17 protein-coding genes are annotated in these 17,491 nt (G+C 38.8%); 9 read left to right on the top strand and 8 right to left on the bottom strand.

Features of this window, described 5'->3' with window-relative positions; genetic code table 11:
- Window positions 1–553: 553 nt before the first annotated feature.
- The 3 genes from NEOC95_RS03780 to NEOC95_RS03770 are packed head-to-tail and all read left to right on the top strand — an operon-like array spanning window position 554 to window position 3,265.
- Window positions 554–1,321, top strand: coding sequence for a tetratricopeptide repeat protein (locus NEOC95_RS03780; protein WP_166157231.1), 768 nt, complete (start codon window positions 554–556; stop codon window positions 1,319–1,321).
- Window positions 1,322–1,336: 15 nt separating this feature from the next.
- Window positions 1,337–2,050, top strand: a complete 714-nt coding sequence (locus tag NEOC95_RS03775; RefSeq protein WP_213151684.1) for a hypothetical protein — start codon at window positions 1,337–1,339, stop codon at window positions 2,048–2,050.
- A 15-nt stretch (window positions 2,051–2,065) separates the two neighbouring features.
- Complete coding sequence (locus NEOC95_RS03770; RefSeq protein ID WP_213151683.1) at window positions 2,066–3,265, top strand: OTU domain-containing protein; 1,200 nt, start codon at window positions 2,066–2,068, stop codon at window positions 3,263–3,265.
- On the opposite strand, the gene NEOC95_RS03765 is transcribed toward NEOC95_RS03770, so the two are convergent.
- Genes NEOC95_RS03765 through NEOC95_RS03755 form a run of 3 tightly spaced genes read right to left on the bottom strand, consistent with a single transcriptional unit; the run spans window position 3,262 to window position 6,548 of the window.
- Window positions 3,262–4,659 carry a hypothetical protein gene (locus NEOC95_RS03765; RefSeq protein WP_213151679.1) on the bottom strand — a complete coding sequence of 466 codons (1,398 nt, stop codon included), beginning with the start codon at window positions 4,657–4,659 and terminating at the stop codon, window positions 3,262–3,264. The two genes, NEOC95_RS03770 and NEOC95_RS03765, sit on opposite strands and share 4 nt — an antisense overlap.
- Before the next feature lie 12 nt (window positions 4,660–4,671).
- Window positions 4,672–5,838: a small ribosomal subunit Rsm22 family protein gene (locus tag NEOC95_RS03760; RefSeq protein ID WP_213151678.1), complete on the bottom strand. Its 1,167-nt coding sequence runs from the start codon at window positions 5,836–5,838 to the stop codon at window positions 4,672–4,674.
- The gene (locus NEOC95_RS03755) at window positions 5,838–6,548 is read right to left on the bottom strand and encodes a pseudouridine synthase (RefSeq protein WP_166157216.1); all 711 of its coding nucleotides are present in this window, start codon (window positions 6,546–6,548) and stop codon (window positions 5,838–5,840) included. Before NEOC95_RS03755 ends, NEOC95_RS03760 begins: the two co-directional genes overlap by 1 nt.
- A 217-nt stretch (window positions 6,549–6,765) precedes the next feature.
- On the opposite strand from NEOC95_RS03755, the gene NEOC95_RS03750 reads away from it, so the two are divergent.
- Genes NEOC95_RS03750 through NEOC95_RS03740 form a run of 3 tightly spaced genes read left to right on the top strand, consistent with a single transcriptional unit; the run spans window position 6,766 to window position 9,407 of the window.
- Complete coding sequence (locus tag NEOC95_RS03750) at window positions 6,766–7,440, top strand: 2,3-bisphosphoglycerate-dependent phosphoglycerate mutase (RefSeq protein ID WP_213151687.1); 675 nt, start codon at window positions 6,766–6,768, stop codon at window positions 7,438–7,440.
- Window position 7,441: 1 nt separating this feature from the next.
- The gene (locus tag NEOC95_RS03745) at window positions 7,442–8,608 is read left to right on the top strand and encodes a cysteine desulfurase family protein (protein WP_213151676.1); all 1,167 of its coding nucleotides are present in this window, start codon (window positions 7,442–7,444) and stop codon (window positions 8,606–8,608) included.
- Window positions 8,609–8,618: 10 nt separating this feature from the next.
- Entirely contained in the window at window positions 8,619–9,407 is a 789-nt protein-coding gene (locus NEOC95_RS03740) for a NifU family protein (protein WP_213151675.1), read from the top strand.
- Between the two features lie 190 nt (window positions 9,408–9,597).
- Here the strand turns inward: NEOC95_RS03740 and NEOC95_RS03735 are convergent, their stop codons facing one another.
- A complete protein-coding gene (locus NEOC95_RS03735; RefSeq protein ID WP_213151674.1) occupies window positions 9,598–11,016 on the bottom strand; it encodes a leucine-rich repeat domain-containing protein in 1,419 nt (472 codons plus the stop codon).
- Between the two features lie 385 nt (window positions 11,017–11,401).
- Window positions 11,402–12,124: a biotin--[acetyl-CoA-carboxylase] ligase gene (locus NEOC95_RS03730; protein ID WP_166157200.1), complete on the bottom strand. Its 723-nt coding sequence runs from the start codon at window positions 12,122–12,124 to the stop codon at window positions 11,402–11,404.
- 53 nt (window positions 12,125–12,177) lie between these two features.
- Between NEOC95_RS03730 and NEOC95_RS03725 the strand changes: the two genes are divergently transcribed.
- From NEOC95_RS03725 to NEOC95_RS03715, 3 genes are read left to right on the top strand one after another with little or no spacing between them, the layout of a single operon-like run.
- Window positions 12,178–13,314 carry an FtsW/RodA/SpoVE family cell cycle protein gene (locus tag NEOC95_RS03725; RefSeq protein WP_213151673.1) on the top strand — a complete coding sequence of 379 codons (1,137 nt, stop codon included), beginning with the start codon at window positions 12,178–12,180 and terminating at the stop codon, window positions 13,312–13,314.
- A complete protein-coding gene (locus NEOC95_RS03720) occupies window positions 13,314–13,763 on the top strand; it encodes a hypothetical protein (RefSeq protein ID WP_213151672.1) in 450 nt (149 codons plus the stop codon). Before NEOC95_RS03725 ends, NEOC95_RS03720 begins: the two co-directional genes overlap by 1 nt.
- On the top strand, window positions 13,745–14,053 hold the full coding sequence (locus NEOC95_RS03715) for a hypothetical protein (protein ID WP_213151671.1): 309 nt from the start codon (window positions 13,745–13,747) through the stop codon (window positions 14,051–14,053). The genes NEOC95_RS03720 and NEOC95_RS03715 overlap by 19 nt, the downstream gene beginning before the upstream one ends.
- Before the next feature lie 343 nt (window positions 14,054–14,396).
- Here NEOC95_RS03715 and rpsJ read toward each other — a convergent pair whose 3' ends face one another.
- From rpsJ to rpsG, 3 genes are read right to left on the bottom strand one after another with little or no spacing between them, the layout of a single operon-like run.
- Window positions 14,397–14,753, bottom strand: coding sequence for a 30S ribosomal protein S10 (gene rpsJ, locus NEOC95_RS03710; protein ID WP_042236533.1), 357 nt, complete (start codon window positions 14,751–14,753; stop codon window positions 14,397–14,399).
- 13 nt (window positions 14,754–14,766) lie between these two features.
- A complete protein-coding gene (gene fusA / locus NEOC95_RS03705; RefSeq protein ID WP_166157188.1) occupies window positions 14,767–16,854 on the bottom strand; it encodes an elongation factor G in 2,088 nt (695 codons plus the stop codon).
- Window positions 16,855–16,872: 18 nt separating this feature from the next.
- On the bottom strand, window positions 16,873–17,346 hold the full coding sequence (rpsG, locus tag NEOC95_RS03700) for a 30S ribosomal protein S7 (protein ID WP_213151670.1): 474 nt from the start codon (window positions 17,344–17,346) through the stop codon (window positions 16,873–16,875).
- Window positions 17,347–17,491 lie beyond the last annotated feature (145 nt).

The raw sequence follows: 17,491 nt of genomic DNA, 5'->3' as shown, positions 1-17,491 counted from the left end.
GAATATTTTAATAAGGGACTTACCTCCTATTTTAAATCTATTTTTCCTCGTAGCCCCACTTTGTCAAACCCTTTTGCTTGATCCTATAGCATGCTTAGTGTTAAAGGGGGGATTAAACATTTTTCTATAGTTTTTTCTTAACGCTAACCTTTTTATTATTAAATACCTAAGCATCCAAAGCCTCTTTTTAAGTGAAGAGATGTTCTATTAAAGCTGAGAGATAATTGGTTAAAAAATGTTGCAAAAGGTGAAAGATCCATGGTTATCAAACTACCATGGAAAAGAAGAGGAGAGAAAAGCCTTTTTTGGAGGTGAGGCTGTTTAAATGCTAATAGACAATCTTCTATCGTTTATAATTTTTAAAAAATTTTACATTTATCAAGAATTTTTTTAGATCATTTTTTTAAACTAATTGATTAAGTAGAAATATTATAATAGTTTAATAAACTAAATAAGTTAATATATAATATATTACTTTATTTAAAATTAATTGCAATAATTATAAATATATAGGTATACTAATTTTAAGAGAGTGATTTACTAAGGATCTTTTATGCAGCAGGAAAAAATAAAAGCTTTTGATGCCAAGATAAAGCCTGTAATTGAAGAATATGTGAACAACCAAGATTTTCATTTGCTAGCCACTCCATTAAAAACAGAGCATCAATACAGGTTAGCCTTTAAAGAGCAAATAGCCAAAGAGCTAAATTTAACTTTGCTGTTCCAAAAATATGTGAAAGGAATTAATTTGCTCAAAATCGAGCTATTAGAAAAAAGTGATACCCCCTCCATGCTAGAGGTTCTGAATGAAATAGAACAAGCTTTTAAAAAAATTCAAGAAATTCAAAAAAAGTATTCTATTTCAAAGGATCATGAGGTCTTGGATCCAAATAGTCTTATCGATGCCGATCAGCCTTTATGGACGACATTATATGGCCTTTCAAGTGAGACTTTACTCTTAATTTATGAGCTTGCCATCAAAAATTTTAACAATCATGCATTCGAAGAAGCTAAAACTCTTTTACATCTCTTATTAACATTTTCTCCCACCGTTTCCTCCTATTGGAATGCCATGGGATATTGCTATCAAAATGAGGGAGAGTACGCTAAAGCTCTTAATTATTATCTAATGGCTGAAGAAATAGATCCTAACTTTTTAGAGACCCAGTTTTATTTAGCTCGTTGTTATCAATCTATGCAGCAACATGGCTTAGCTTTGGAGTCACTAGAAAAGCTATGGGGCTTTATTGAGGCCTCACCCGAAGTAAAAGAAGAGTGGGAAAGCCATGTTAGGAAACTAGCTAAAGAAATAGAAGCTTAACATCATGAGGGTTATATGAGTGCTATACTTCCCAGAGATTTTTCTTCGGCCCCTAGCATGGATTCTGTACAGAAAACACAAGAAGCTCACAAGGGCTTTATAGAAATAAGTACAGAAAATCCAGGAAAAGGTCTGCCTAAGCTAACGACTGTGGCTAAACAAATGAAAGAGAGCAAAGCTTTGCATGCGCTTGCAACGATTGGTCGCGTAACAGCAGGTACTGTAGGGATTGTGGCCTTAATTCCCCTTGTACCCGTGGCAATGAGCTTGCATTTTTTTATAGCGGCTGTATTGGCCCCTGCAGGAGATGTGGTAAACAATGCCATTAAGAAATATACAGGTCATGAAATTAAGCAGGGAAGCATAGGCCTAGCGGATGCTTTTTTAGGCTTGTATTTTACCTCCTTCGAATTAATAGGAAATTGGATGATAGGCGAAAAGAAAAGCCATCCAGGCGTTCAGGTAGCAGAAAATTCTTCTGTCCCTCTGGAGCAGGCCATTACTCCAGGAAGTGTTGTAATCACACCTAGAACTTCCTCCACTTTTAAATCCTCTGAACACGTAAAAGAAGAAGAGGCGCACCTAGAGGAAGAAGAGGAAGAACTTGAACATCACCCCCTACCTGCGGCTGCCTTTTTTAAAGCAGACAATGAGGAAAAAGAAGAAGCCGTTCACCATCAGTTAGCTGAAAAGGAAGAAAATAGTTCGAAGGCAAAAAAACATCCTTAAATAGGTGATTTCATAATGATAATAAAGTATATAGATAAAGAAAAAAGTTATACTCAATATGATAATCAATCGTTTGACTCTTTGGAATATACGGTTACAGGGCCTGATGGCAAAAAATATTCCCTTGAGTCTGGCCAGCAGACAAAATACACTCCTTTCCATAGAATTTTAATAGGTTTTAAATCCCTAGCATTGACCTTTTTTTCTTTAGGTTTTGGAATGATTTATAGCCAAATTAGAGAAGGATGGAAAGCATTTTTTACCGGTAAACGTTCAATAGCGGTTTATAAAAGCGATGACATACAACCTCAGGGCCAGGTGCGTAGGACTTCAGAAAAAGCGGATACTTTTTTCTATAAGTTCTCCCAAGAGGAAAAATCCACGCTGGATAAAGAGATAGGTAGACCCAATGCTAATTATCCAGAAGAGACTTTTTTAAGCGAGATTAAGGCAAATCCTAATGAAAAAGTGAGTGAGCCCAAAGCTCAGCATAAAGCTTCTCTTGCCGCTAACGATAGATTAGAGGAGAGTCTATTTCACTCAGACGATGGAGATTTCTATTACGACAGCGACCTAGAAAGTGACGAAGATGAGATAGATTACGAGGAAATAGACCAAAAAGAAGAAGATAGAGATTTAAAGAGCTTATGTATATCAAGCAATGCTCCGTCTGCAAAACCGAAAAGAAGCGTAAAAGACCGATGCCTTGAACGTTTGAAAGGTGATTTAGCTGCCATAGATAAAGACTATGGAACAGCCATAGATAATGGTGATTGTTTTTTTGATGCTTTTGCTCAAGCGCTCAATAAAAAATTAAATAAAAGCCTTACTCTTACGGATTTGCGAAGAAAAGTAAGCGAATATGTTAATGCTCTTCCCTCTCAGAATAACTGGATAAAAGATAGCTTAAAGGAAGAATATGGAAATATAGATAGCTATGAAAGTTATATAAAAGGGATTAAGCATAATAGTAGTGAGGCAGAGAAAAATGGAGGATATCCTATTTGGGGCAAACCTGAAATAGATGGGATAATTCTTTGCCAGCTTTACCATGTCAATTTAAAAGTATATGAAGTAGGTGATGGGGGCGATGGAATGGATGGGCTCTGGGTAGCAGAATTAGAGTATCCCTTAAACACCCCTTATGATACTACAGTGGAATTAGCTTTGTATCCAGGCCACTTTCTACCAGTATATGATAAAAAATCACTTTAATACAAGCGCTGGCTGCTGAAAAAATTAATATCACTTAGAAGCATCTCTTTAAGCCAGTGATACATAGTAGAAGGAGATAAAACTTCTTTCTTTTCAACCTCTATCAGGAAGTCGTGCAGTTGCTTTAATGCAAGCTCTTCTAGCAAGTTTGTATGTTTTCCCATGCAGATTTCATAAAAATTGCCAATTTGATAGATGTATTCTAAGTCTGTTGGAGTATACGGGGCGGCTTTTAAAGAATCTTTTCTCTTTTCGAGGTATTGATCGATAATGGTTTGATGCAGGGAGCTAAGGTAATGATAAGGATTATTGTGTGGCAGAAGATGCTTATAAAAAGAATTTAAAATCGTTTCCGCATCTATCCCTATGATTTTCAACATGCATCCATTTAGCTGGAGATGAAGGGATAAAAACTCAGTTGCATGTTGATTAAAGCACTCTTGCTTGGCTTTTAGAAAAGCTTTAGCTTGTAGATTAAAACGACCCGTTGGTTTTAGTTCGTTAGCAATTTCTTGCATTTTGCCTTTCAATGCATGATCTTTTGGTAGGAAGAAGGGGGGTAAGCACCATCCATGGTGCTGAGAAGGGTGAGGGTACCCTGTTTGCTGGGACTGAGTGGTGATATGAAAGCTTTCAGGTATAGGAATGCTGGGACCTTTGCTTGTTAAAGAACGTTTGAAAGTGCCTTTAAGCTCAATAGTTTCCCCCGGAAAGGAAGATATCGTTTGCTCAAGAGCTACCACAGATTCAGCAATCGCTTTAGACAAAGGGGTCTGTTCCTTAATTACAATAGGCATTTCACGAATAATATTTAATTGTTCTGTCAAAGAAGTAAAGCGCACTTCATGATGTTTAAGCAAAGTAATAGCTTTCATACGAAAAGCGTCAATTTCTTGAGTAGTAGGCAAAAGTTCGCCTTGAGAAAACGGTGGGAGTGGTAACTTAATCTTTTCATTTTCTTGGCTATAAAGCTTGCAGGAAATTTCTTTGCCTAAATTTATTTTTCCTTTCTTTTTTTCTCTTTTAGGAATTTTGACAAGAAGTGTGTCCATCCATCGGCGCCAAGGGAGTGGACGTCTGTTTAGATGATTGCTTACCGCATTAAAACGATCGACAGCTGTGTAAGCAGAAGATGCTATTTGTTTTTGCCGAAAAGTGCCCTGGGCTAAAGATTGAATTAAAGAAAAACTGTTTTTAATTACTGCAAGAGCTTGTTGAACCTTTTTTTTCTCTTCTACCTTAACAGAGCCAATAGAAAAAAGCTTTTTAGCGAATACTATAGTTTTTTTTAGAATAGAGGTAGAAGAAGATGTTTCTTTACGATAAGAAAAGCTTTCTAAAATTTTTATAGCAGCTTGTAGCTCTCTAGTAGAAACGTATTTTTCTTTATCCATTCAAATGATTACCTATTCATCAATAACTTCAGGGATAGGTTTGCCACAGGCCGCTGCCACTTTTACCTGTGTATTTTCGATAATATCCATAGCATTTTGATTTTCATGAGCTTTGTCAATAGAAATTAGCTCACCACGCCTTAAATACTCAAATGCTTTAGATTCGGAAGGAAGCACCTGCAAGCGGGAGCCTAAATGTTTTTTGCCATCTACCCCACATAAATAAAAACGTGTGCCATGAAAAGACTCAACTGGAGGGCTAATCACTCGGTAATATTTTCTCTCCTCTAAAATAGGCCATTCAGCTTGAGGGCTACGAAAAATTATATAAGACATTTTTAAAGAGCCCAGATTGATTTGGGCAGCACGTTGAATTTCTCTGATAATATAAGGCTTATAAAATTCTCGCTGGGCATAGCAGGGATTGTTTTTAGTTTGAAGGGCGGGACATTCTCCTTTCCACACACAAGGGGCTTGTATAGGTACCTTTTTTCTTACCATGCAATCGCGTATCTGTAAAATCCTCTGGTTTGCTTCGGGATGAGAAGAATCGACAACTACTAAATTGCCCGCAGGCGTGAGTCGATTAAGTAGCATGGACAAAAATTCATTTTGCTTAGTCTGCCAGTTAGCACTATTGATAGGAAAAAGTTCTTTTAAACAATGAGCTACAATGATTAAGTCAAATTTCCCTTCCAAAGGAAGGGGTGTTTTAAGGCAATTCCAGGAGCGAATGCTTAAAGCGTAGCCTGATCTTCCACATACTTCAGCGCCGAGTTGTAGAGCAGCTTGATTATAGTCTAAAGCTGTTACTTCTGAGGCCCCATGCTTAATGGCTGCTAGAGAAAAAGCTCCTGGCCCACTACATATGTCTAAAACACTTTTAGGTTTAAGAGGGATTTCGGCTAGGATAGATAATCCTTGTTGATAATTAACTACCCAATGATAAAGCAGATAGGAGCCCAATAAATTTTTATCTGTAAAGTAATCTCTACCTATAAGTTGATTACCTGTTTCAAGGCCTACTTGTAAATTCTTTACACCTTCCACCACGCGACGAAATTCACGTGTTTGCAATTTATCAGCAGGGCCAGCCTCCTTATGCATACGCCGCCAGGCGCCTAAAAGGATAGGCATGATTTCTTCTAGCTGATGGGCAGGTATCCTATTTGCTTTCATTAATGAGTCTCAAATATTAATTTTTTTTCTCGATCGGTTAAAGAGCGCCAGCTGCCTACAGGCAATTGTCCTAAGATCAAACCACCCAGGCGAATGCGTGTTAAGGAGTAAACTTTTAAGCCTACTGCTTCTAATAAATGACGCACTTCGCGTTTTTTACCTTCCATAATGATCACCTTTAAAGTCCCTTTACGAACTTTTGTAACACGGACAGGCTTGACAAAAGAACCTTCGATCAGGGTACCGCTAGCAATAGCTTTTAGGTGCTCATCGGTAATATCTTGGTCAGTTTTTACTAAATATTCTTTTTGAATATTTTGGGAAGGATGAATGACTTGATTAGCAAAATGCCCATCATTGGTCACTAACAGCAATCCTGCTGTTTCTTTATCTAGACGACCGACCGTAAATAGCCTTTGCTCTACATTTTCAAAGAGATCTATAACAATTTTGGTATCACGATGCCTGGCATTTGTGCATTCGTATCCAGTGGGCTTATTTAAAAGATAGTAAACTTTTGCTTCCGCTTGCTTTATTTTTTCATCATCAACAGCAATATTATCTTTAGCGCCGACCATGGTTTGCGGGATAAGGCAGATATCACCATTCACTTTTACCCGACCAGCAAAAATAATCTCTTCGCAGCCTCTACGAGAGGCTACTCCAGCAGCAGCCAAAAATTTGCTCAGTCTGTTTTTTGTTTTTTCCATTAAAAAGCCTAATTAATTGATTTTAAGAGATAACTTTAAACAATTTTTATTAAAATTACAACCCTTATATCTCTGTAGAAAAGCTCACCCACGGTAGCTTAGTTTGCAAGTCTAAATGATCAACCTTGACTAGTCTCTTAAGGAGTTATAATTTTCTTGATACTTGCTTGATGAGTAGCTATGATGAAAAATTATAATGAATGTAGGTTACTTAAAAGTGAGTAAGCTAATTTTAATGCGCCATGGGCAATCCTGTTGGAATGAATTGGATTTATTTACAGGTTGGGTAAATGTTCCTTTATCGTCAAGAGGAATGCAAGAAGCAATAGAAGGTGGAAAGCTCATTAGCGAGCTTCCTATCGACGCTATTTTTGTCTCTTCTTTGATACGAGCGCAGCAAACCGCGATGCTTGCCATGCTCCACCACTCCTCCGGCAGGGTACCTGCTATCCAGCCTAGCTCTCAAAAACATTTAGAGGAATGGTTTAAAATTCATAGTGAGGAAACAAGGAAAGACACAGTGCCTGTCTATTGTGCCTGGCAGCTTAATGAAAGAATGTATGGAGAGTTGCAAGGCTTAAATAAGACAGAGACCATAAGAAAATATGGAAAAGAGCAAGTTCAAATTTGGCGCCGCAGCTTTGAGGTGGCTCCCCCCGGGGGAGAGAGCCTGGAAATGACAAGTGCTCGTACTGTTCCCTATTTCAAAAATTACATATTACCTGCCTTGAAAAATGGAATGAATATTTTTATTGCTGCCCACGGCAACTCCCTTAGAGCAATCATTATGTTTCTAAGTAATTTGTCCAAAGAAGAAGTTGTCCTGCTTGAATTAACTACTGGCAAACCTATCATCTACGATTATCAAGACCCCTACTTTATTCAACAATAATATGCCTTCCATCTACTTTGATAATAGCACGACTACCCGTCCTTCAGAGAAAACGGTTAGTAAAATGCTCCCTTTCTTTTATGGACGGTGGGGAGCTCCATTAGCTCCTCATCATCTGGGACAAGAACTTCTTCCAGCAATCGAAGAAAGCCTTAATCATATTTATAAGCTGCTAAATATAAAAAAAACAGACGCTTTTGTATTCACTTCTTCCGGTGCTGAAGCAGTAAACCATGTCTTTTACTCCGTTTATCATGATGTTACTCGTCTAACAGGGAAAAATCAATTCATCACTTCAAATATTGAAGAGGCCCCTGCTACCATGCTGATCAATCGCTTAGAAGATTGGACCTGCGTAGGAAGAATATTGAAAGCAAATCCCTCAGGCTATATTTCCCCAGAAGCAGTAGCTGACGCCATTACACCTCGTACGGCTCTTGTTTCTCTTGCATGGGCTAATGGGCTTACCGGTGTGATAAATCCGATAGCAGAAATTTCTGCAATATGCCAAGAAAAAGATGTTTTATTACATATCGACGCCACTCATGTCTTGGGTAAGCTTTTTTTTCAATTGGAAGATATTAACCCAGCTTTTTTGACTTTCAACGGGGATCATTTACATGCTCCTAAAGGCACAGGAGGCTTATATATTAAAGAGGGAATCAAGTGTAGCAGCTTTATTGTAGGGGGAATGGATCAAGGCGGCAAGCGAGCGGGGACTTTAAATGTACCGGCTCTAGTAGGGCTAGGTGAAGCTTCTTGCGAAGCTTTAGAAGCTCAAGATTTGATGTGTACGGAAGTGGCCCGCTTAAGAGACCTTTTTGAAACCCAGATTACTTCCTCCATTCCTCATACCCAGATATTTTTTCAAGATCAACACAGGCTTCCTCATATTAGCGCGATTGCTTTTGCAGGTATCAATAATGAAGCTCTTCTATTTGCCTTAAATAGAAAAGGTGTTTATGCTAGTATGGGAGGAGGAAATTTTCAGCAGTTAAAATTAATCCTTATGGCTTCTGCTAGGGATGAAGCATTAGCTTCTTCAACGCTAAGCTTTAGTTTTTGTAAAGATAATTCTGAAGATGAGGTCATGCATGCAGTTGAAATTATTAAAGATTGTGTGTTGAAGCTGCGCAAACTTTCTTCACACCTTTACTTTCATCATTGAAGAGATAAATATGGGAATTTTGCAATTTGTCCATCCGTTTACTTGGACACGTTACAGCAAAAAATTAATCAGTAAAATAGATCACCCTTACTGCGGAGGAATTTTCCTAAAGGAAGATGCTGTCGAAAGGGGAATGTTTTTTATAGAAGGCTCTGCCGGTAGCTTAGAAGAGGGAAATATAGTCTCTTTTTATTGGTTGGTAGATAAAGACGATGGAGTGATTGTAGATGCAAAATTCCAAGTGTTTGGCCATACAGCCTTGATTGGCGCCTCGGAAATAGCTTGTGAGTTGCTAGTAGGAAAAAATTATCTTCAAGCTCAGCGCATAAATGCAGATCTTATTGATAGGCAAGTACGCGATCGTGCCGATGAGGCTGCTTTTCCTCATGAAACCTATTCTCACTTAAATCTAGTGTTGGAAGCCATTGAAAATTGTGCCGAGCAATGCATAGATATACCCCTGGCCGATTCTTATTTGGCTACACCTGTGCCTGTAGGTATGGACAATGTAATTCCAGGAGGTTATCCTGGTTGGAAAGAATTACCTTTAAAGAAAAAGTTAGCGGTTATTGAAGAAGTGCTTGATCAAGATATTCGTCCTTATATTGCTTTAGATGCGGGTGGGGTTAGTGTTCTAAATTTGCTGGAAGATAAAGAGCTGCTTATTGCTTACCATGGTTCCTGTACTTCGTGCTACTCTTCTGTAGGGACCACTTTATCTTATATTCAACAAATTATTCGTGCTAAAGTGCATCCAGAGATCAATGTTATTCCGGAAATGAAAGAGATAACGGGCTAAAGGCTATTTAGGCTGACCTAGACTAAGTCTCGATCATTTCCTTATTATTTTCACTTAAAAAAAGAAAAATTAAATATTTGTAGTAATGTTTAAGCGTACAATAAGGTTTTCTATAGCTTTACAACGTTTCGAGAATGCTAAATCTGTTTTAATTATACATTGAGCGCAAAAACGATGCAGACTTTCTCGGCTACCGTCTAAAGCGCTTTTTTAGTTCTCTAGGAATACTTTCCAGCGGATTTCCATCTAGCCTCAGATCTAGCAGTTGTTCAGTTAGCTGCCCTATCTCTTCAGGAAGAATAGTGAGCCGGTTATCGGATAAATCAAGCTTTTGCAGTTGAGAAAGATACCCTATCTCGGCAGGAAGCATAGCTAGCTGGTTGTAGTCTAAATTAAGCATTTCAAGCATAGTCAGCTGCCCTATCTCGGCAGGAAGAGAAGTAAGCTCGTTGCAGTCTAAATTAAGCATTTTAAGATTAGCTAGCTGTCCTATCTCGGCAGGAAGAGAAGTAAGCTGGTTATCGGATAAATCAAGCTTTTGTAGTTGAGATAAATGCCCTATCTCAGCAAGAAGAGAGGTAAGCTGGTTGCCGCTTAAGAAAAGCTCTAGCAGATTAGAGAGTTGCCCTAGTTGTGTAGGAAGAGAGTTAAAATTGTTGTGGCTTAAGTTAAGACTTTGCAGCTGCGACAGCAGCTTTATCTTTGTCGGAAGGGTAGTAAGCTGATTGTAATTTAAGTAAAGCTCTTGCAGCTGAGTGAGTTGCCTTATCCTTGTAGGAAGGGTGGTGAGGTGGTTACCGATCAAGCTAAGAACGCGCAGCTGCAAAAGCTGCTCTATCCCTGCTGGAAAAGTGGTGAAGTGGTTGTTGTTTAAGTAAAGTCTTCTTAGCTGGGAAAGCTTCCCTACCTCTGCAGGAAGGGAGGTGAGCTGGTTATTGCCTAAGTAAAGCTCTTGCAGCTGCGAAAGCTGTCCTATTTCTGCGGGAAGGGTGATCAAGTGGTTGTAGTTTAAGTAAAGCTCTTGCAGCTGCGAAAGCTGTCCTATCTCCATAGGTAAAAAGGTCAAGCCAAGTCCTCGTAAATCTAAGCTTTTAATATCTCTGCCATGCCCTTCAATCCACTGCTCAAAAAGCTCTCCTTTTTCCGTTAAAGACAAATACTTGATTTTCTCTTGCTCTAAGTATTCCTCTCCACCAGGAAATTTTTTCCATATCAATAGACGATTAATATTTATAAGATAAGAAGAATAATTAGCCAGAGTAAAAAAACTTGTTTCTTCACTTTTCCATTTAAATTCTAGCTTTATAGGAGCAAGAGAGCTAGCTAAATTAAAGGTTTGCTTGAAAATTGCGTTGGCTTTTTCTACTTCAGAAAGCCCATCTTCTAGCTTATAAATTTTGTCTAAAATAAGAGCCTGTTCGCTAATATTTCCTTGAGGAAAATGCATTTTACCTATTTGCTTATAAAGCGAGGGCATGACTTCAGTAGTTAACAGGTGTCTCCATCTTGTACAAACGCTAAATAAGGCAGGCGAGGTGCTGTGCTCTAAAATGGGGGTTAGTATCTCATTAGGTAAATGGTCGATAGTAAAAGAAGAGCTGGGATTCATGGTATGCTTTCTCTAAAGTATATACATATTTTTGATTGCTTTTTAGGGGAATGCTTATATAGGGAAGAAGCAAAATAGGCAAGATAATACAGAACTAGATACTTAATCTTTAATTTTGCCTAGGGAAAGATATAAAAATTTGCTGAGAAGCTTCTACTGCCTTAATAAAGAGAAGATGATTGCAGCTGGTAAGGTTATTGGATAAAAGAAATTTTTATGTCTTTAAAAGCTTTGGAAACGCTAGTTTTCTTCTTTTAACAACTTAGGTGATAAAGACAGCCGGCTTTATCCTAAAAAAAGCCGGCTTACTTTTATCTCGCGCATCGAAAAGGTATGGCAGTTTGCCAAAGTGCAGCCCTTAAGAAATTATTTAAATTAATTTCTATCAAGGAAGTAAAAGTTCCCCCGCGTAGAATCTTTGGATGCGACCGTTTGGCAATCGTAGCACAAGAGCTCCCTGCTCATCAATCTCTTCAAATGTGCCCTCGTGTTTGTTGATACGGATAATGTCGCCTGGCTGATGGAGGATACCTTGTTTAAAATCCTCTAGCAAGGGCTGAAACCCTTTTTCAAGAAAAAGATCAAGCAATGGCATGAAATTATTTTTTAGCAGATCTAGAACGTGAGAGGTTTTAAAAGTTTGCTCTGTTTCTATGAATAACGAAGTGGCTGGTTGATCAATTTGGCTAGTGATTTCTAAAGGCATATTAACATTCATGCCAATCCCCAGCACGATAGCGCTTTGGTAGTTATCCATGATAGTTTCACAAAGTATGCCAGCGATCTTTTTTTTGTTTATTAAAATATCGTTAGGCCACTTCAAGCAAGGTTGGAGGCGCAACTCTTTTAGTGTTTTCAGAGCAGCTAAAGCTAAAACTTGGGGAATATTAGCTATAAACGTTTGTCTGCTATCTACAAAAAATGTGAAGGTAGCATAAATATTTTGAGCCGCAGGCGAGAGCCAGCGACGCTGGTATTGCCCTCGGCCCATCGTTTGGTGATCAGCAAAGACAAGGGTTAGGCAGGCAGGATCAAAATTTTTGTAATTTTCTTTAGACCAACTGTTTGTAGAATCTAAAGTATTAAAATAAAGACAATTGATTTTCATATAAAGGACGTGCTCGTATAGAATAGCTGATATTCTATCTTAAGATAAAATTTATGTGGAACTACCAATACCTTTCTCGTATAGATTTTCGCATTATTCCTATAATATTAGGATTAATGGTAATGAGCCTTCTTGTCATCTCAGCCTACTCTCTTGAAGGATCTGCAGAGATCACAGAGGAAAGGTTTATTACACCTATGGTTAGGCAGCAAATTCAATGGTTTATAATAGGAGGGTTTGTTTTTATTTTTTTTGCAGGTTTTGATTACAATAAATTGCGCGAGCTGGCCTGGATTTTATATGCCCTAGTGCTCTTATCTTTAGTTGGCTTATTTTTTACAGATTCAATTGCGCGGGTCAATCGCTGGTATCGCCTTCCATTTCTTAATATTAGTTTTCAACCGTCGGAATATGCTAAGCTGATCGTAGTCATCACTTTAAGCTGGTTTTTAGAAAGAACCAAAACAGATTCCCATTCTTTTCGTACAGCTTTCTTTAGCATGATTATTGTAGGCATTCCCTTTATTCTAATCCTTAAGCAACCTGATCTAGGGACGGCTCTAGTTCTTTTTCCTATCACTCTTGTCATGTTTTACTTCGGAGATATCCATCCTCAGATAATTAAAGCGATGACTTTTGTAGCTTCTATAGTCTTAATTGTGGTAGCCCTAATTTTTTTGGGTGTGCTTCCTCATGAAAAATTAAGGCCCTATGCAAGCCTTATCTTAAAAGATTATCAGTTTGATCGTCTGAATCCTTATACTCATCATCAAAAAAGTGCCTCTATTGCTATTGGCATAGGAGGACTAACGGGAGTAGGGTTTAGAAAGAGCGAATATACAAGCGGTGGTTGGCTTCCTGCTGCTTATACGGATTCAGTTTTTCCTGCTTTTGGTGAAGAATTTGGCTTTATCGGCTTGCTTCTTATGCTTATGCTTTTTTATGCTTTAATCTATTTTAGCTTTCAAGTATCAGTAGTGGCTAAAGATCATTTTGGTAGATTATTATCAGCAGGGATAACAGTTTACCTGGCTATGCACATTTTAGTTAACATTGGTATGATGAGTGGCTTTTTACCCATTACGGGTGTTCCTTTAGTATTAGTTACATATGGAGGATCTTCTACTTTATCTACTATGATGGCCCTAGGAATTTTACAAAGTATCTATAGTCGGAGGTTCATGTTTTAATGACTAATTACCAAACCCATCATTTTATTTTTCATCCAGGAGTTTGGATAGGGGAGGGAAAAATAACTTTTAGCACCTCTCCTGAAAGCTTACATTTTTATGCAAAATGGGTAGTAGACAAGCAGAAGGAAAAGATAGGTTACATCTGTCAGCAGTCTGTAGAAATATTGGGGATAGATGAACAGGTGTCTAATCAATTGACCTTTTTCGAAATGGCTCCCGCTTCTTTTAGCGTCAGGTTGGAAAATGAGCTTATTGGAAGCGTAAGTGGTAAAGGAGTAATAGATGCTAAAATTATAGCCTGGGAATATCCTCTAAGCAATGACTTTGAAGGTTTCGAAGTCTATGAGCTGCAGGAAAATGGGGATTATTTGTTGCGTGCCGAATATAACTCTTCCGATCAGTATCGAACCATCATAGAGGGAAAAATATGGAAAAAATTTACCTAAATTTGTTGTTGCTTTTTTTAACTGGATGCATAGCTCCTATAATGACTACTGCAGGTTTTGATGAAATAGCACCTGGCACTTCTATAACAGCTATTGAGGCTCACTTTGGCGCTCCCTATGCGGTAAATAATCTGCCTAATGGTCTTCAAGAGTATATTTATATCCAGCGCACTTCTCTTTCCTCTTCTGCCGTAGATCAGCTATCTTATGTCTTATATGTATCTCAAGGAAAAGTTATTTCTAAGCGCTTAAAAAGTGATTCTCAGGCTTTATTTCTTAATTACTACTAGTTAAAGCTTTGCTTTAAGCCCCAACAGCAAAAAGAAAAACTAATAAGATCTTTGCTGATAGAATAAAAAAGACATTTTTTATGTGCCTTATACGCTTTTAAGCAGCTTCCTTAAAGATAATCCTCTATCTACGATTAAATAAATCAATCTAAAAACTTTATTTATTGGACCAAGAATGTAGAGAAGAGACGCGTCTTTATAGTGCTCGCCTAATCTAAGCTTATGAGCTTAGGGGATGGAGACTGTCTAGGCAGTTTTTTTGCATAAGGAAATAAGAGACTATACATGAGAAAAAAAAGCTGTAGAACTTAGGCCAAGCTTAAGCTCTACAGCATAAAAACAATTACGCTTTAATTTTGATGTCCACGCCCGCTGGTAAGGTCAACGTTTTAAGAGCGTCGATAGTTTTACCGGTGGGGTTAAGGATGTCAATAAGACGTTTGTGCGTGCGCATCTCAAATTGTTCACGCGATTTGCGGTCAATGTTAGGTGAGCGCAAAACAGTAAATTTTACAATACGTGTGGGCAGAGGAATAGGACCAGCTATTGCTGCACCTGTACGCTTTGCTGTTTCTACGATATCTTCAGTAGAACGGTCGAGGATCCGTTGGTCGTATCCTTTAAGCCTAATACGAATCTTTTGACGCGCCGGCTTGTGCACCTTTTCTTGCTTTATTTGTTTCTCTTGTTGTTTTGCCATAGGATGATAAACCTTATTTCTTGATAATTTCTTCTTGTATTTTTGCCGGCACTTTTTCAAAGTGGCTAGGTTCCATTACATAGGTTGCACGTCCTGAGGATAACGAGCGCAACAAGGTGGAGTAACCAAACATTTCGCTAAGCGGAACCTCAGCATGGATGAGGACCGCGCCTTTATGGTTTTCTTGACCTAAAATCTGCCCACGGCGGCGGTTAAGATCGCCAATTACATCGCCCATATATTGTTCAGGAGTAGTCACATCCACTTTCATGATAGGCTCTAATAGAATCGGCTTACCTTTTTTAGCAGCCTCCTTAATAGCCATAGAACCACATATTTTAAAGGCCATCTCGTTAGAGTCGACATCATGGTAAGAACCAAATACAATAGAGACTTTAACATCTACTAGATTGTATCCAGCAAGCACACCCGTAGCAAGGCCTTCTTCAATCCCTTTAATTGTCGGAGGTATATATTCTCTGGGAATCGATCCTCCTACAATTTTGCTAACAATTTCATTGCCCTTGCCTTTCTCGTTTGGTTCAATTTCTAGCTCGACGTGAGCATATTGACCACGGCCGCCGGATTGTTTAACAAACTTAGTTTGGCTAGCAGCTGGCGAAGTAATGGTTTCCTTATAAGAAACTTGTGGTTTACCGACGCTAGCTTCTACGTTGAATTCACGCTTCATACGATCGTGCAAAATTTCAAGGTGAAGTTCGCCCATACCCGCAATGATAGTTTGTCCCGTTTCTTCGTTAGTGTAAACTCGGAAAGTAGGATCTTCTTCGGATAAGGAAGAAAGAGCCTGAGCTAGCTTTTCACGGTCACCTTTAGATTTCGGTTCAATCGCCATAGAAATTACAGATTCTGGAAACTCCATTTTTTCGAGCAAGATAGGATGCTCAGGAGAACAGATGGTGTCGCCTGTGCTAGCTTTCTTTAGCCCAATACAAGCTGCAATGTCGCCTGTATAAAATTCATCTTTCTCTTTACGCTGGTTGGCATGCATTTCTAAAAGACGGGAGATTCTTTCTTTACTATCTTTGGTACTGTTGATTAAGTTCATCCCTTTCACTAATGTACCGCTATAAATACGAATGTACGTTAAACGGCCCACGTAAGGGTCTGTCATAATCTTAAAAGCTAAGGCAGCAAAAGGTGCATTATCTTCAGGCTTCAAGAAGATATCTTCATTGGTTTTAAGATCATGGGCTTTAATTTGGCCACGGTCAAGGGGAGATGGCATCCAGTTAACCACTGCGTCAAGCAGGTGCTGCACACCTTTGTTTTTGAAAGCAGAACCGCATAGCACCGGAGTAAATTTGTTTGTACATACACCTTTACGGATAACCTTATTGATTTCATCCACTGTTAAAGAGTCGGGATTTTCCAAAACTTTTGTCATGAATTCTTCATTATTTTCATCTATAGTGGCTAGTTCATCCAATAACTCTGAACGTAATTGCTTGCATTTTTCCAGCAGATCTGCAGGAATGTCTGCCTCTTCCCAGTCAGCCCCTAGGGTTTCATCGTGGAAGAAAAAAGCTCTCATACAGACTAGATCGACCATACCCTTGAACTCCGACTCTGCGCCAATAGGACAGTGAACGGGGATAGCATTAGCATGAAGCTTTTCACGCATGGTTTTAATCGCATCAAAGAAGTCCGCACCAATACGGTCCATCTTGTTAACAAACGCAATGCGTGGAACACCGTATTTATCTGCTTGGCGCCATACTGTTTCAGACTGAGGTTCTACTCCAGAAACTGAGCAAAATACAGCTACTGAACCATCTAAAACTCGCAAGGAACGTTCAACCTCAATGGTAAAATCCACGTGTCCAGGAGTATCGATAATATTAATTTTGCACTCTTTCCAGAAAACTGTGGTTGCTGCGGAAGTAATCGTAATTCCACGCTCTTGCTCTTGCTCCATCCAGTCCATGGTAGCCGCGCCTTCGTGCACTTCACCCATGCGGTGTGTACGGCCGGTATAATACAGAATTCTTTCTGTGGTTGTAGTTTTACCGGCATCAATGTGAGCCATGATACCAATATTACGTACATTTTTAATGTGTTCTTTCTCAGGTCTAGCCATAATTAATTCTTTCCTTCGTTACCATTTATAATGAGCAAAAGCTTTGTTAGCTTCAGCCATTCTATGGGTGTCGTCTTTCTTTTTAATGGTGGTACCTTGGTTATGGAAGCAATCAGCTAACTCGGTAGATAGACCTTCTTCCATGGAGCGCCCGGTTTTAGCGCGCGAGTGATTGATAATCCATCCCATTGCCATTGCGATGCGGCGGTTAGCAGGAATTTCAATAGGTACTTGATAGGTAGCACCACCAATGCGCCGGGATTTAACCTCTAAGGCGGGCTTAGCGTTTTCTAAAGCTTGTTCGAAAGCTTCTAAAGGGTTGTCTGCTTTGATGCGCTTGGCAAATTTTTCTAAAGCATTATATACTATTCTGCGAGCCACAGATTTGTTTCCACCGATCATCACCCTATTGATAAACTTAGCAAGCAAAGTGCTGCCATAAAGTGGTTCAGGGTCAATGTGTCTTTTTTCTGCTCTACGTCTTCTTGACATTTTTTCCTCTTCGTTGATGTATTTTTTTATACTTGGCAGTTTTAAAGCTTCTGCCTTTATCGAAGATCGAATGCTTCACCTGGATTTTAGGAAAGTTATCCTAATAAGCCTGCGCGTGATTGGCGTTCTTTTTAATATTGATAGA

Source organism: Neochlamydia sp. AcF95, from assembly GCF_018342455.1.
Taxonomy (GTDB): domain Bacteria; phylum Chlamydiota; class Chlamydiia; order Chlamydiales; family Parachlamydiaceae; genus Neochlamydia.
This window is presented reverse-complemented; position numbering and strand designations above follow the sequence as displayed.